Annotated in this window: 11 protein-coding genes; 1 reads left to right on the plus strand and 10 read right to left on the minus strand. The window is 57.5% G+C overall.

Going from position 1 to position 14,271, the window contains the following annotated elements; translation table 11 throughout:
• Window positions 1-130 precede the first annotated feature (130 nt).
• The 4 genes from mukB to cmoM are packed head-to-tail and all read right to left on the minus strand — an operon-like array spanning window position 131 to window position 7,372.
• Window positions 131-4,582 carry a chromosome partition protein MukB gene (mukB, locus tag P346_RS16095; protein WP_032658189.1) on the minus strand — a complete coding sequence of 1,484 codons (4,452 nt, stop codon included), beginning with the start codon at window positions 4,580-4,582 and terminating at the stop codon, window positions 131-133.
• Complete coding sequence (mukE, locus tag P346_RS16090) at window positions 4,582-5,286, minus strand: chromosome partition protein MukE (protein WP_008499954.1); 705 nt, start codon at window positions 5,284-5,286, stop codon at window positions 4,582-4,584. Before mukE ends, mukB begins: the two co-directional genes overlap by 1 nt.
• Window positions 5,267-6,589: a chromosome partition protein MukF gene (mukF, locus tag P346_RS16085; RefSeq protein ID WP_023311005.1), complete on the minus strand. Its 1,323-nt coding sequence runs from the start codon at window positions 6,587-6,589 to the stop codon at window positions 5,267-5,269. The genes mukE and mukF overlap by 20 nt, the downstream gene beginning before the upstream one ends.
• 3 nt (window positions 6,590-6,592) lie before the next feature.
• The gene (gene cmoM, locus P346_RS16080) at window positions 6,593-7,372 is read right to left on the minus strand and encodes a tRNA uridine 5-oxyacetic acid(34) methyltransferase CmoM (RefSeq protein WP_023311004.1); all 780 of its coding nucleotides are present in this window, start codon (window positions 7,370-7,372) and stop codon (window positions 6,593-6,595) included.
• A 124-nt stretch (window positions 7,373-7,496) separates the two neighbouring features.
• On the opposite strand from cmoM, the gene elyC reads away from it, so the two are divergent.
• Window positions 7,497-8,276: an envelope biogenesis factor ElyC gene (elyC, locus tag P346_RS16075; RefSeq protein WP_032658191.1), complete on the plus strand. Its 780-nt coding sequence runs from the start codon at window positions 7,497-7,499 to the stop codon at window positions 8,274-8,276.
• Here elyC and P346_RS16070 read toward each other — a convergent pair.
• The 6 genes from P346_RS16070 to msbA form a co-directional block, all read right to left on the minus strand.
• On the minus strand, window positions 8,253-9,146 hold the full coding sequence (locus P346_RS16070; protein WP_032658192.1) for a YcbJ family phosphotransferase: 894 nt from the start codon (window positions 9,144-9,146) through the stop codon (window positions 8,253-8,255). The two genes, elyC and P346_RS16070, sit on opposite strands and share 24 nt — an antisense overlap.
• A 141-nt stretch (window positions 9,147-9,287) precedes the next feature.
• Window positions 9,288-10,034: a 3-deoxy-manno-octulosonate cytidylyltransferase gene (kdsB, locus tag P346_RS16065; RefSeq protein WP_023311001.1), complete on the minus strand. Its 747-nt coding sequence runs from the start codon at window positions 10,032-10,034 to the stop codon at window positions 9,288-9,290.
• Window positions 10,031-10,213, minus strand: a complete 183-nt coding sequence (gene ycaR, locus P346_RS16060; RefSeq protein ID WP_006174474.1) for a protein YcaR — start codon at window positions 10,211-10,213, stop codon at window positions 10,031-10,033. Before ycaR ends, kdsB begins: the two co-directional genes overlap by 4 nt.
• 45 nt (window positions 10,214-10,258) lie before the next feature.
• Complete coding sequence (locus P346_RS16055) at window positions 10,259-11,488, minus strand: winged helix-turn-helix domain-containing protein (protein WP_032658194.1); 1,230 nt, start codon at window positions 11,486-11,488, stop codon at window positions 10,259-10,261.
• A 44-nt stretch (window positions 11,489-11,532) separates the two neighbouring features.
• The gene (lpxK, locus tag P346_RS16050) at window positions 11,533-12,510 is read right to left on the minus strand and encodes a tetraacyldisaccharide 4'-kinase (protein WP_032658195.1); all 978 of its coding nucleotides are present in this window, start codon (window positions 12,508-12,510) and stop codon (window positions 11,533-11,535) included.
• Window positions 12,507-14,258, minus strand: coding sequence for a lipid A ABC transporter ATP-binding protein/permease MsbA (gene msbA, locus P346_RS16045; RefSeq protein WP_032658196.1), 1,752 nt, complete (start codon window positions 14,256-14,258; stop codon window positions 12,507-12,509). Before msbA ends, lpxK begins: the two co-directional genes overlap by 4 nt.
• Between the last annotated feature and the right edge of the window lie 13 nt (window positions 14,259-14,271).

The raw sequence follows: 14,271 nt of genomic DNA on the forward strand, positions 1-14,271 counted from the left end.
CATTATAGGTAGACGGCTAAGCTGTTGCCTTACCTTATGTAAAGAAGTTTAAAGATAACGCAGCCCCAAGCACAAGTTAAGTTTAAAAAAAAAAGCGGCGCCAGTGCGCCGCTTCGGGTCAGAACATGCTTCAGGAAGCGTCCGCCGTGGTTTCCGGCAATGACTCCGGCGGCTGCGGCGCAAAGCCGCGCAGACCGACAACGTGAACGTGTTCGCTGTTCTGGAACACTTTACGCACCAGTTTGTAGGTAGTGCCCTTCTCGGGACTGATGTTCTCCGGCGCCGCGATAATGAGCTGCATATCGAGACGTTCGCAAAGCTCGAACAGCGTAGCAATTGAGCGGGCATCAAGACGCGCCGCCTCATCCAGGAACAGCAGTCGGCACGGCGAGATGTCTTTGCCGCGCAGGCGGCGCGCTTCATCTTCCCAGCTCTGTACGACCATCACCAGAATTGACATCCCGGTACCGATCGCTTCACCGGTAGAGAGCGCCCCGGATTCCGCACGCAGCCAGCCGTCTGAGCCACGGTTTACCTCAACTTCCATTTCCAGGTAGTTACGGTAGTCCAGCAGCTCTTCACCGATGGTTTGCGGCGTACGTTGCCCCATATCAATCTGCGGGTTCAGGCGCTGATACAGCTTCGCCAGCGCTTCGGAGAAGGTCAGACGGTTGCTGTTGAACAGATCCTGATGCTGCTCGTGCTGTTCAGACAGCACTTCCAACAGCGTCGCGTGGGCTTCACGCACATTGACGTTGAGGCGCACGCTGTTCACCTGGCCAAACGACACGCTCTGCAGACCCTGGTTCAGCTGGCGAATACGGTTCTGTTCGCGCTGAATGGTTTTACGAATGATGTTCGCCACGCTGCGGGAGCTGATCGCCAGCTTCTGCTCGCGGGAGGTCAGCTCTTCCGTCAGGCGACCCAGCTCGATTTCCATCTGTTCGATGGCTTCAACCGGATCGTCGGTACGGATGATGTCCTGACGAATACGCTCGCGCAGGTGCTGGTAAACCGCCACGAAGAACTGGATTTTACGTTCCGGACGTTTTGGATCTTCCGACATACGGAGCACGTCGCGCAGGTGTTCGTTATCCGCCACCGCCAGACGCAGCGCACCCAACGCCTTATCCGACATGGAACGCAGCTCATCGGCAGAGAGATACGCCAGCTCGCGGCGGTGCAGACGACGCTCAACGTTATTGTCTTTCACCATGCGCATTACCGCGCACCAGCCCGCCTTGGCGGTCACGACCTGCTCGCGCATCTCAAAGTAGTCGCGCTCCAGCTTGCGCAGGCGACGGGTCAGGTTATCCATTTCCGCTTCGCAGAAGGTCAGCGCTTTTTCCAGCTGATTGCGACGCGCGCGGTTATTGCTGAGCTGAGAATGCAGCTCGTCACGACGAATACGCGCGCGCTCTTCTGCACCGCTGTCGGCACGAACGCCGATGTCCTGAAGCTCTTTCTGCAGGTCGTTTAACAGCTCTTTCTTGGTATCGAAGGAGCTTTTCAGCGAGGCCAGCACCTGGTTGTACTGGTTCAGCTGAGCGGAGTGGCTGCGCATCGCTTCGCGGGCGCGAGTACGTTCCGCCTCCGCCTGCTCAAGGCGCTGGCGCAGTTTTTCGTTCAGATCGCTGTTACCGCTCAGCATTTCAGCCGAATCGGAGTAGCCAAAGTGCGCGCGACGCTGCACCACTTCCGTCAGGGCAAACGCCTGCTGACGCGCTTCGCGCTGCACCTGCTGCGACCATGCATAATCTTCTTTTAACTGCTCGAACTGTTCCGGGTCGCTCTGCAGGACAGACACGACGGGCTCCAGCTTCGCCAGCTGATTGCCGTGCTGCTGAACGAAACGTGCGGCTTCCTGCGCTTCATCCAGACGCTCCTGGATCTCATCCACACGGTCAGCCAGCGTGTCATCCGCCAGCAGATTCAGGCGCGGCAGAATGCGGTTAAGGGCAGCAACGCCCTCTTTTGCCTGTTCAAACTGAACGCGACTTTGCTGGTTATCACTTTCATGGCTTGCAATCGCACGTTCCAGCTCGCCACGGCGGGTATTGAGCTTGCGGATTTCGGCTTCCGGATCCGCGTCAAACGCCACGGCGAGATGGCTGCCGATAAAGCGGCTGAACGACTGGTGCAGACGCTGGGTTTTCTGCACGTCAAACGACAGGGTCGCAAAACGTTCAGAAAGCGTTTCACGCTCGGCGTGCAGGCTTTCGATGCGGCTTTCGCGCGCGGCGCGGCCAAACAGCGGAAGCTCAGGGAAGCGGGAATAACGCCACTGACGGTCGGCGATTTTCACCACGACCGCTTTTTCCAGCTCGTCGACGCTGAATACGCTGTCATCGAACGACTGCGGATCCCCTTCGATCAGATAGAGATCTTCCGGACAATCTTCCAGGCCGGCAAGCTGATCAGAAATCAGCGACAGATCCGGGACCACAATCGCGTTGCGGGATGGACCGTACAGCGCGGAGAAGTACGGAGCATCGTCAAGGCCAACGTCGTCATAAATCTCGGACAGCAGCACGCCGCCAAAACGCTCGGCTAGCGCATTCAGGCGCGGATCTTCTGACCCGCCCGGCTGGCTTAAGCGCTCAATTTCTTCATCGACGTCGCGCTTGCGGGCGCCCACTTCGTCACGCTCAACAATGGCTTCGCGCTCGCGCTCCAGCAGCTGCTGCAGGTATTCGGTCACTTCCTGACTGGATTCGAACTGCTCGCCGCACTGCTCGCTGAGCTGATTCAGGCTGCTTTGAGCCGCCAGCCAGACCGGCGCTCGCTCCAGGAGCGTCTTCGAACGGGACTGAATCTGCTCCAGCTCCTGACGCAGGGTCATACGCTGTTCGCTGGCGTTTGATACGGTATCGGACAGGGCCGCAATACGCGCTTCCAGCTCCTGATGCAGGGCCTCAAGCTCGTCGAAATCGTAATTTTTTCCCTGACGCTTGCAGAATTCCGCCAGCAGACGCTCGGCTTCCTGCTGCTCGCGCAGGCGCTGCTCCAGCTCGTTCAGACGCATACGCAGCGGCTGAACCTGCTCGGCCAGATGGCGCTGGTTCACACCGTCGCGCAGCAGTTCGCGGGCAACGTCCCAGGCTTCGCTACGCGCCAGCGGGCCGTTAATTGCGACCACCAGCTGATAAGCCTGCTCAAACTGGCTGTGCGCCGTTTGCGCGACGCTCATTTTCTGTTCGAGGGAGAGCAGTTTCTCGGTGGCTTCCTGCTCTTTGGCCTGGAAGGTATCCAGCCACTCGTCGGCGCTGTCCGGCGTCAGGTCAGGCAGATGGCACAGCTCTTTTGCACGCTGTAGCGCCTGCAGTGCCTGATTGTACTGAATCGCTCGCGTCTGCTGCACGTCAAGTGCCTGCTGGTAATCGGCAAGCTGGCTTTTCAGCTCATCCACTTCCAGCTCGGCCGCTTCGGCGCGGGCTTCGTTCTCTTCCTGCATGTCGGCGGCTTCAGCCACCACTTCATTCTGCTCTTCGAGACGAATCTGCAGCTCATCGAGATCCGCTTCATAGCGCTCGATTTTTTCCTGCTGACGCAGCGCGGTCTGCACCAGGTTCAGGTGATCGCTGGCGGCCTGATAGTCGGCTTCCAGGTCGCCTTCAGCACCGTTGTGCTCGCCCAACTCGCGCGCCATTTCGACGTGCTTGTACTGCTCGGCCACCAGCTGTTTACGGGAGGTAAACAGCTCGCGGCGGTATTCTAATGCCTGATCGAGATGCACGCGGCGCTCGTTGGCGTGGCGCATGTAGTCCGCCGCAACGTAGTTGGTGGCTTCGCTGATCAGGTGTTTAAACAGGTCGCGGTCAGACTGGGTAACGCGAATCGCTTCCAGCGTCATGCGGTTTTCACGCAGCGCCGCTTCCATATCCTGGAAGGCCTTACGCACGCCGCTGTTTTCCGGCAGCAGGTAGTCGCGCAGGGAGCGGGTAATCGCGCTGGAGATACCGCCGTACAGAGACGCTTCGATCAGACGGTAGTATTTGCTACGGTCTGATGCGGTGCGCAGACGACGCGCCACCACGCCCAGATCGAACATCAGCGAGTGGTATTCGGTAATGGAGTTGAACTGCTTGAACTGCACGCCTTCGATGGCTTCGAGCTTGTCCTTCAGCTCCTGCAGCGTCAGCACGCGCGCCTGACGTTCGTTCAGGGTTTCCGTCAGCAGCGCCGTCGGCTGTACGGAGGTCGGCAAGCCCTGGATCGCAAACGGTTTGATATCCACTTTACGGTCGCGACCGGCGACCTGCTGCAGGCGCACGCCCACCACCACGCGCTGATGACGGGAGTTAATGACGTCCAGAACCGAATAACAGACGCCGGCCTTCAGCTTACCGTGCAGACCTTTATCACGGGAGCCGCTTGTTGCCCCCGCTTCGGTGGTGTTACGGAAGTGAAGCAGCGTGAGGTCAGGGATCAGCGCCGTAACAAAGGCTGCCATGGTGGTGGATTTACCCGCACCGTTACCGCCGGAGAGCGTCGTGACCAGCTCATCCAGATCGAACGTTCGGGCAAAGAAGCCGTTCCAGTTAATCAGCGTCAGTGAGCGAAATTTACCGCGTTCAATCATTACTCTTCCTCCCCGCTATCCGGCAGATTCTCTTCATGCTCGTCATTGAGCTGCAAATGGTTTTCCACCGGCATCGCTTCACCGTCGCGGATCATGCGAAGCTGCGCTTCACGCGCGTCATCGCCCGCACGCACGTCGGCGCCGAAGCGGAAGACAGATTCCGTAATGCGGAATTTGCTGCTGTCGTGGCCCATAAACCAGACCATCCCCAGACGGCGCAGACGGTTCAGGGAAGAGCGAACCTTTTCCTGTAATTTTTGACGGTCAAGATCCGACCCCGTGGAGCGGTTGTTTACCAGCTTGAGCAGCTTGCTCTCATCAGCCAGCGTCAACAGCTCGTCGTAAAGTTCCTGCTGGGTGAAGATCCCTTCATTTGCCAGACGCTCCGGGCTGAGGTAGAGGTAGCAGAGAATTTTGCCGACCATCATATCCAGCTCGGAGAGCACGGAACGCGGAATCAGCGTCGTAGAGCGCGGGCGCAGGTAGAAAAACCCTTCCGGCGCGCGGATAAGCTCCACGTTATAGCGTGCGTAAAACTCTTCCAGGTACTCCTGAAAGTCCATCAAAAAGGCGTGATTATCCAGCTCGTCTAAGCCAATGTGACGACCGGCACGCAGCTGGCTGTCCAGCGCCGGAAATAACGGATTCGCCAGCGCCTGTGCCAGCTTAACCGGCATCACTTGTTCAATATTTGTCAATGACATGCGCCTGTACCTTGGCTCCGTAATCGTTAATTGGCTGCCACTTCGGCGGCAGTCCGGTGAAATCTGCTTGCGCGACGCCCAGGCGCACCGCCTGGTCAACCACTATGCGGGCAATGTCGAAGTGGCGCGCGCGTGGATATTGCGCCAGATAGTCGCGCACCACGAGACCAAGATCCAGCGGCACTTGTCTGGTTTTGTAGACAGCGAGCTGTTCTTCGATCATCGCCGCAAGCTGCTCGCGAATTTCGTTAAATTCTTCGTATTCCAGATCCGGTGGCAGTTCACCGGTCACCTCTTCATCGCGCAGCGCCATCTCTTCGTCGCGCATATCCAGCAGACGATCGGCATTGGCGTAGGTCAAAGCCCACGGCGCATCGAAATAGGTCTGCACCGACTGACGCAGACGCTGAGCAAAGACGCGGTTTTTATCCATATCAATCGCGGTACGGATAAATTTATGCACGTGTCGGTCGTAGCCGATCCACAGGTCGATCGACTGCTGGCCCCAGCTGATAATGCGGTCAAGCTTGCTCTGCAGATCGAAGACCAGGCGGTCGATAAAATGCAGATCGTCGTGCGCCAGCGTCGCGTCCTGGATGCGCAGCAGGTTGGCCTGCAGCTTGTCCCCTGCGGCTTCCAGCGTATCCTGGAGCTCACGCAGCGTGCCGGAGGTTTCTGACAGCAGAAGTTCACAGCTGGAGATGGCCGCTCGCCAGTCTTTATTCAGCAGCTGGGCGATATCGTCTTTCACCTGCTGCTGCTGTTCGTCCATCAGGCGCTGGGTGAGATCGATACTGTCGAAAATCTCGGCCACCGAATATTTCAGCGGCGCGTAGACGTTACGGTGCCAGTGGAATTCGTCACCGTTTTCATCCGCCGCGTCGGCGGCGCGCTTAAGCTCACCCGCCACGATCGAGAGCTGCATGGAAAGACGCAGCGTAGAAAATTCACGCTGGCGAATATAGTAATCGGTGATGCCGATGCCCAGCGGCGTCAGGCGATAGATGGCGTTTCCTTCCGCCTGCTCGCTGGTAAAGCGGTTCAGCAGACGTTGACGCACCATATCGTTGATTGCGTTGTTGGCACGCACGCTAATGGTTTCGCTGGTTTGCTCAAACGCATCACTGACATGGCGGAACGCATCCACCAGTTCACCCTCGCTCATTTCACCGTCCAGCCGTTCGCCGTTCAGCGTGGCAACCGCCAGCAGGAAAGAGAGTCTGTCTACCGGCAGCGAGATGGAGAAATCGTTTTTCCTGGCCCAGGCAACCAGTTCGGGGACTGTCTGGGAAAATTCACTCATAGGTTATCCTTGCATCTGCGGCTTGTGCGCGGTGACGTGAATATAGCGGCCAAGGCTGATAAAAGGCTCCTGACGGCAATACCGCGTTTCTAATTCTGTTAAGGTGTCAAAACAGTCACGCTGTTTGTGTTTTTCACGCAGATAATCATGAAACACCCTGACGCCCGTCTTCCCGACGATCTGCCAGCCAATCGCTTCCAGCCAGCCATAAACCTGCTGTGGATCGCGCGGATAGTCCGGGGAAAGCGTGCGCTTTTTCTTTTTGGGCATCCCGACCTGCACATAGTCGAAGTTTCCTGCAACCATGTTGTGCATCAGGAAGCCGTTAGCATTGTAGAACATCAGCGACAGCGTGCCGCCCGGGCGCAACATCGACCACAGGGTTTGTAACACGCTTTGCGGATCGGCGACCCACTCCAGCACCGCATGAAACAATATCAGATCAACCTGGGTTTCCAAATGCTGCGCGATGTCCTGAGCGGCGCATTGTATAAAATGCATGTTGTCGCTCACACCTTTCTCTTCTGCAGCACGCGTCGCGCGGGCGACCATTTCAGCAGAAAGATCGCAAAGCGTGACGTGATGACCGCGCTCGGCCATTTTTATCGCCGTCTGCCCTTCACCGCCACCGGCGTCCAGCACGCGCAACGTTTGCCCACCAAAGGTGGCCAGAATGGTGTCCAGATCCTGCCAGAGGATCGTCTGACGGAGCTGCCCTTTCGTGGTGCCATAAATGTTGCGCGAAAACTTTTCCGCGATGTCATCAAAATTGCGATCCCGCATTGGGAGAGTTCCACTCGCTAACTGCAAAACCGCTATTTTGTCACACCCGCGCGGAGAATGAACCTCTCTGGTGTAATATCACGGGTAATCACCTGCTATATGGTCAAAAAAGGAACCAAAAAGGATGCTTTTTACCCTTAAGAAATACATTGGAGGGATGATGCTTCCCCTTCCGCTGCTGCTCATCATCATCGCGCTGGGGCTGGCGCTGGTGTGGTTCAGTCGCTTTCAGAAGAGTGGCAAAACGCTTATTACGCTCGGCTGGTTTGTCCTGCTGCTGTTAAGCCTGCAGCCGGTCGCGGATGGTCTGTTACGTCCCATCGAAAACAAGTACCCAACATGGCAGGGAAATCAGAAAGTGGCGTACATCGTGGTGCTGGGCGGCGGATATACCTGGGATCCTGACTGGGCCCCCAGTTCAAACCTGATCAACAACAGCCTGCCACGGCTAAACGAAGGCATTCGCCTCTGGCTTGCAAATCCGGGATCAAAAATGATCTTCACCGGCGCGGCGGCCAAAACGAACCCGGTGAGTACGGCTGAGGCAGGCGCCAGGGTCGCAGAATCACTCGGCGTGCCGCGTTCCTCGATTATCACCCTGGACAGCCCAAAAGATACCGAAGAAGAGGCTGCCGCAGTGAAGCAGGCGATTGGCGATGTCCCGTTCTTGCTGGTGACCTCCGCCTCACACCTGCCGCGCGCGATGATTTTCTTTGAGAAGCAAGGCCTGCACCCGCTTCCCGCGCCGGCAAACCAGATGGCTATCGACGCGCCGCTCAACCCGTGGGAACGGGCGATCCCCTCCCCGGCGTGGCTGATGCATAGCGATCGCGTCGGTTATGAGACGCTCGGACGCCTCTGGCAGTGGCTGAAAGGATCGTCAGGCGAGCCAGGGCAGGAGTGATTTTGTTGCCAGATCGAAGTTTGCGCGATTAAAACGTCCGGTATTCACCAGCTGCGCGACTTCGTCCCAGAGCAGATAAAGCCAGCGCCGCCAGAGAAACGCTTCTGCAACGGGCGCGCGTTGAAGGTAGTGCCACAGCAAACCTTCCGCCGCCCCGCTGTCGCTGAGCCTGAACAGCTCGTATTCGCGCGGAGCCCAGAGCATGATCCCCGGCCCCAACATCGCCAGAAGCTGATCGCTGCGGGAGTCTTTTAGCATGCTGCGCAGGGTGAAATTACCGTGGATCAGCACGCAGTTGTCATTAAAACCGTCGAACAGCGCCGGCAGGCACTCGCGGGTGCGAAACAGAATACGCTTATCCTGCATGGTTAAACCGGTATTGTTGAACTGGTTAAGCGTTCCCCACAGCACTTCCACCCGCTGGCGATACCACAGCGGCCACAGGTTTTCCTGAGTGCTGTCGACCGGACCGACAAGCCCGCGGCTATCCTGACGGTGCCAGGCCAGCAGCGCCTCGACAATCTGGTCTTTTAACTGTTCCCAGCGTTCCGGCGTGCGCGCGGGCGCTTCAACTGGCACGCCGCGCAGGCGCTCAATCAGCAGCACGTCCGGGCCGGGGTGTTCCTCGTGGGTCATCACGCCATACACCGTCGGCATCCGGACGGTACCCTCCCGCGCCAGCATCGACATTTTCCATGCAAGCTGCCTGGCAACGCCCGGCGAGGTGAAACTTCTGGCCATCAGCGGCATAGGGTTGCCCTGACCGTCATACAACGACCAAAGCGCGGTATCGGCCTTTTCACTCACGCATTCGACCCGGCTTAATTTCTCACCCAGCAGATGGCTAAGTTCGGCACGCAGCTGTTCCATATGAGATTACCCCCATTAAGACTACTGCTTTTATAATGAGCGTCCTGAACGAAGATGTCACCCGGAAGAGATCAATTAGGAAAAAGAAAGGGGAATTAACGGGGAGAGGACATCCCCCCGAAAGGAGGGATGCAGGCGGTATTAGCGCAGCTCGGCGCGAACGCGCTCAAGATCTTCCGGCGTATCAACGCCCGTTCCAGGCACTTCGCTGGCAACGGCAACGTGAATTTTTTCGCCATACCAGAGCACGCGAAGCTGCTCCAGCATTTCGATATGCTCCAGCGGGCTCGGCGCCCAGGTAACATATCGACGAATAAAACCGGCCCGATAGCCGTAGATCCCAATATGACGCAGGAAGGTATCACCGATGGTCTCTTTAGAGAGCGCAAAGCGATCGCGATCCCACGGGATGGTGGCGCGTGAGAAATAGAGCGCATAGCCTTCGGCATCCATGACCACTTTCACCGCATTCGGATTGAATGCCTCTTCAGCGTGGTGAATAGGCACCGCGAGCGTCGCCATACCGACCTGACGCTGAGCCAGGTTTTCTGCCACCTGACGGATAATCACCGCCGGGATCATCGGCTCGTCACCCTGCACGTTAACGATGACCGTATCATCACTGAAACCACATTTCTCAACCACTTCCGCCAGACGCTCGGTGCCGGACTGGTGATCGGCGCGGGTCATGCATACCTCACCGCCTGCCGCCTCAACCGCACGGGCGACGTCAGGATGATCGGTAGCAACAATCACGCGATCGGCACCCGATTCACGCGCACGCTCAAGAACATGCACAATCATCGGCTTGCCGTTGATATCCACCAGCGGTTTACCCGGCAGACGCGTTGAGGCATAACGCGCAGGAATAATGACAACAAAACTCATGGTTTGCTCTCTTCTGCCACCAGGGAACGAGCTTCATTTTCCAGCAGTACCGGAATGCCGTCACGCAGAGGGAAAGCCAGGCTGTCCAGCTTGCAGATCAGCTCTTGTTTGTCCTGGCTGTAGTAGAGTTTGCCGTTGCATACCGGGCAGGCAATAATTTCAAGTAAACGGTGATCCATAGTTCCTCCGTATGGGTAATCGCTAAAGCTTAACACATTCCCTTTTCAGGGAGTGCCTGTTTCCCAGCCACTTCGACAGGATGTAAACAGCCCGTCAGGTACCCGGCCCAGCGTCACGTCGCGGGCGCCCTGCCAGCGCGCGAATTCGCTAATGGCGAACGTTAAGCCTTTTTCCAGGCTCGCCGTCACCCTGACGCCCTCTTCCAGATAAAGCGCAATGATTTCAAGCGTGCCGGTTTTGCGGTGCATTTTGGCGTCCATGCGCCCGACCAGTTGCCCCTTATGCAGCAGCGGGAGAACAAAGTAACCATACTGGCGCTTTGGGGCCGGGGTATAACATTCCAGCCGGTAGCTAAAATCGAACAGCTGCTCGGCGCGTTTTCTGTCCCAGACGACCGGGTCGAAAGGCGACAGCACCGCACTATGGGTTGCCTGAAGTTTCCCCTCCTGGGCCAGAGGCAGTAGCGGGAGGAGATCCTCATGCAGCCACATTTCGCCCAGCGTTTCCACCGTGACGGGGATGACGCGCTGTTCGCGTTGCCATATGTCCAGCAGCGGTTTCAGCGCGGGCTGGCGAAGGCGATAATAATCAGCCAGCCATTGCGGGCGGAAAATCCCCAGGCTGCGGGCGCTGCTCTCCAGCATGATGGCCTCGGCCGCCTCCTGGGTAAGCAGGTCACGCTCGTCGTCCCAGTGCGGCATCACGCGATGCGTCAGGTCGTAGACGCGCTGAAAATTACGCCGCTCAATCACCATGACTTTGCCAGAGGTAAACAGCCCTTCGAGATGACGTTTATGCGGCTTCCACTCCCACCAGCCGCTGGTGCCTTTGCGCGGGTGTTCAAAATCGGCGGAGCGTACGGGACCGTTTTCCTGAATATGCGCGATAAGCTGCTCAATTTCAGCCGCATGTTCCAGCATCCACGCCTGACGGTATTTCCAGCCCATCTTTTCAGGGGCAAGCATGCGGTGGCGAACCAGGGCAAAATCGCTGCGGGGCAGGAAGCAGGCTTCGTGCGCCCAGTACTCCATTAACTCCCCCTTGCTGAGCGCCTCATCCAGCCACTGCGAAGGATAATTTCCCAGGCGGCTAAACAGGACCAGGTAAGGGCTACGGGCCACAATGTTAATGGTGTCGATTTGAAGCAGCGACATGCGCTGGACGGTAGAGAGAATATCGGCAGGCTGCGCGCGGCGGCGGGGCTTTTTAAGCAGCCCCTGCGCGGCAAGGTGTAAATGACGTGCGGCTGAAAGCGAGAGTTGCGGTAAAGACATGCGTTTTCCTGTCAGTCAAAGCGCCACCAGAACCGCGTAAGCCTTTACTGCACCAACGCAATCAGTTCCTGGAGCAAGTGTTCCGGCTGCTCGCCGCTGAGTTCAGCGTCAACCGGCAGATACCACCAGTTATCTTTCGCAAAGGCACGGCATTTCACCGCATCTTTTTCGGTCATGATCAGAGACTGCCCGGGTATGGTCAGGGCGTCTACCTGCCCTTCCACCAGCGCCTGATGGTCGGCCAGCGGAACGCGTTTTTCAAGCCGGGCACCACACTGTTCCAGCGTCGCGAAGAAGCGCGGCGGATGACCAATCCCCGCCATCGCCACCAGTGGAGACAGCTCAGCAACCGACCGGCGTTCTCCCGTCACCAGGTTGACCGCCAGACCCGGCTGCAGGTGCATCGGGATTTCACCCGCTTTTGCCTCACCGCCGTTCACAATCACCGCATCAACGGACTTAAGACGCGAAGCGCGTTCGCGCATTGGTCCGGCCGGCAGCCACCAGCCGTTACCGAAACGGCGAACGCCGTCGATAACCACAATCTCTTTATCACGCGCCAGGGCGTAATGCTGCAGGCCATCGTCAGTGATAATGATTTGTACCGCATGTTCGGCAAGCAGTGCCTGCACGGCGTCGCTGCGCACCGGGGAAACCGCAACCGGTGCGCCGGTACGCTGGAAAATCAATACCGGTTCATCACCCGCTTCGGCGGTCGTGGTTTCCGCCGTCAGCAGCAGCGGATAACGCGCCGCTTTACCACCATATCCGCGCGATACCACCCCCGGGCGGATACCGCGTTTTTGCAATTGCTCCACCAGCCAGATCACCACCGGCGTTTTACCATTGCCACCCGCCGTAAGATTACCGACAACCACAACCGGAACCGGCGCGCGCCAGGCACGCTTCAGCCCCAGGCGGTATAGCAGACGGATAGCGCCGCTCACCAGGCCATATAGCCAGGAGAGCGGCAAAAGCAGCAGCCACAGCGGGGATTCACCGGACCAGATGCGTGCAATCATTGTTGGCCAAACTGCATCTTATGAAGCTGGGCGTAAACGCCGCGGTGTTCCAGCAAATCGGCATGGCTTCCGCGTTCAACAATGACGCCATCCTCAACCACGACGATTTCATCAGCCTGCTCGATAGTCGACAGACGGTGCGCAATCACCAGCGAGGTACGGTTCTTTTGCAGTTCATCCAGCGCAGATTGAATAGCGCGTTCAGATTCCGTATCCAGCGCAGAGGTCGCTTCGTCGAGAATCAGAATCGGGCTGTCGCGCAGCAGCGCACGCGCAATGGCGATACGCTGACGCTGACCGCCGGAGAGCAGTACCCCATTCTCACCGATTATCGTATCCAGACCGTTATCCATCTTGTTGATAAAGTCCATCGCGTAGGCCATACGCGCGGCGTTCTCAATCTGCTCGCGGCTGTACTCCTCCGTGCGCGCATACGCAATGTTGTTAGCCACAGTATCGTTGAACAGGTGCACGTTCTGGGAGACCAGCGCCACCTGGTTACGCAGCGACTGCAGGGTATACTCCCGCAGGTCATGACCGTCTAACAGGATCTCACCTTCGTTAATGTCGTAGAAACGGGTCATCAGGCTGGCAATAGTCGATTTACCCGAGCCTGAGCGGCCCACCAGCGCAACGGTTTTACCCGCCGGAATGGACAGGTTGATATTACGCAGGGCTGGCGTTTCACGTCCAGGATAGGCGAAAGTGACATTGCGGAACTCAACGTCGCCGCGGGCGCGCTCAATCTCGCGTGTACCTTCGTCTTTTTCCTGTTCGGAATCGAGAATGCTGAACAGCGTCTGACAGGCGGCCATCCCGCGCTGGAACTGGGCGTTCACGTTAGTCAATGACTTCAGCGGACGCATCAGGGCGATCATCGAGGAGAAGACCACGGTAATGGTACCCGCCGTCAGCGTCTCCATGACGCTCGGGAAGCTTGCGGCATACAGGACGAACGCCAGTGCCAGGGAGGCAATCAGCTGAATAATCGGATCAGAGATGGAAGAGGCCGAGACCATTTTCATCCCCTGAAGACGCATTTTGTTGCTGACTTTATCGAAGCGTTTGGTTTCGACGTCCTGACCGCCAAAAATCAGAACTTCTTTATGCCCTTTCAGCATCTGTTCCGCGCTGGTCGTCACCTGCCCCATCGTGTTCTGCATCGTCTTACTGATATTGCGGAAGCGTTTTGAGACGACGCGGATGGCAATAGAAACTATCGGCGCCAGAACGATAAGGATGATCGACAGCTGCCAGCTGTAGTAGAACATCATCGCGAACAAGCCAATGATTGACGCACCCTCACGCACAACGGTGATCAGCGCGCTTGAGGACGAGGAGGCAACCTGCTCTGAGTCGTAGGTAATACGGGACAGCAGCGTCCCGGTAGACTGCTTGTCAAAGAACGAGACCGGCATGCCCATCATATGGCTGAACAGGCGACGGCGCATGGTCATCACCACTTTCCCTGATACCCAGGAAATACAGTAGCTTGAGATATAGCTGGTGATACCGCGTAAGATCATCAGTCCGATAACCACCAGAGGCATCCATAGCAACACTGAGCGATCCGTTTTACCAAAACCGTCGTCCAGTAACGGTTTGAGGAGCGATAACATAAAAGTATCGCTGGCTGCGTTGAGGATTAACGCTACACCCGCCACGATCAGGCCTGCTTTAAAGGGTGCAATCATCGGCCAGAGTCGGCGGAAGGTTTGCCACGTGGAGAGATCTTTGTCGTTATGCATTCAAAAAACCAGC

Source organism: Enterobacter sp. DC1, from assembly GCF_000568075.1.
GTDB lineage: Bacteria > Pseudomonadota > Gammaproteobacteria > Enterobacterales > Enterobacteriaceae > Enterobacter > Enterobacter asburiae.

What these genes read in the sequence shown, in the direction of transcription:
- mukB (WP_032658189.1), bottom strand. Translation starts at nt 4,582, where the DNA reads ATGATTGAACGCGGTAAATTTCGCTCACTGACGCTGATTAACTGGAAC.
- mukE (WP_008499954.1), bottom strand. Translation starts at nt 5,286, where the DNA reads ATGTCATTGACAAATATTGAACAAGTGATGCCGGTTAAGCTGGCACAG.
- mukF (WP_023311005.1), bottom strand. Translation starts at nt 6,589, where the DNA reads ATGAGTGAATTTTCCCAGACAGTCCCCGAACTGGTTGCCTGGGCCAGG.
- cmoM (WP_023311004.1), bottom strand. Translation starts at nt 7,372, where the DNA reads ATGCGGGATCGCAATTTTGATGACATCGCGGAAAAGTTTTCGCGCAAC.
- elyC (WP_032658191.1), top strand. Translation starts at nt 7,497, where the DNA reads ATGCTTTTTACCCTTAAGAAATACATTGGAGGGATGATGCTTCCCCTT.
- P346_RS16070 (WP_032658192.1), bottom strand. Translation starts at nt 9,146, where the DNA reads ATGGAACAGCTGCGTGCCGAACTTAGCCATCTGCTGGGTGAGAAATTA.
- kdsB (WP_023311001.1), bottom strand. Translation starts at nt 10,034, where the DNA reads ATGAGTTTTGTTGTCATTATTCCTGCGCGTTATGCCTCAACGCGTCTG.
- ycaR (WP_006174474.1), bottom strand. Translation starts at nt 10,213, where the DNA reads ATGGATCACCGTTTACTTGAAATTATTGCCTGCCCGGTATGCAACGGC.
- P346_RS16055 (WP_032658194.1), bottom strand. Translation starts at nt 11,488, where the DNA reads ATGTCTTTACCGCAACTCTCGCTTTCAGCCGCACGTCATTTACACCTT.
- lpxK (WP_032658195.1), bottom strand. Translation starts at nt 12,510, where the DNA reads ATGATTGCACGCATCTGGTCCGGTGAATCCCCGCTGTGGCTGCTGCTT.
- msbA (WP_032658196.1), bottom strand. Translation starts at nt 14,258, where the DNA reads ATGCATAACGACAAAGATCTCTCCACGTGGCAAACCTTCCGCCGACTC.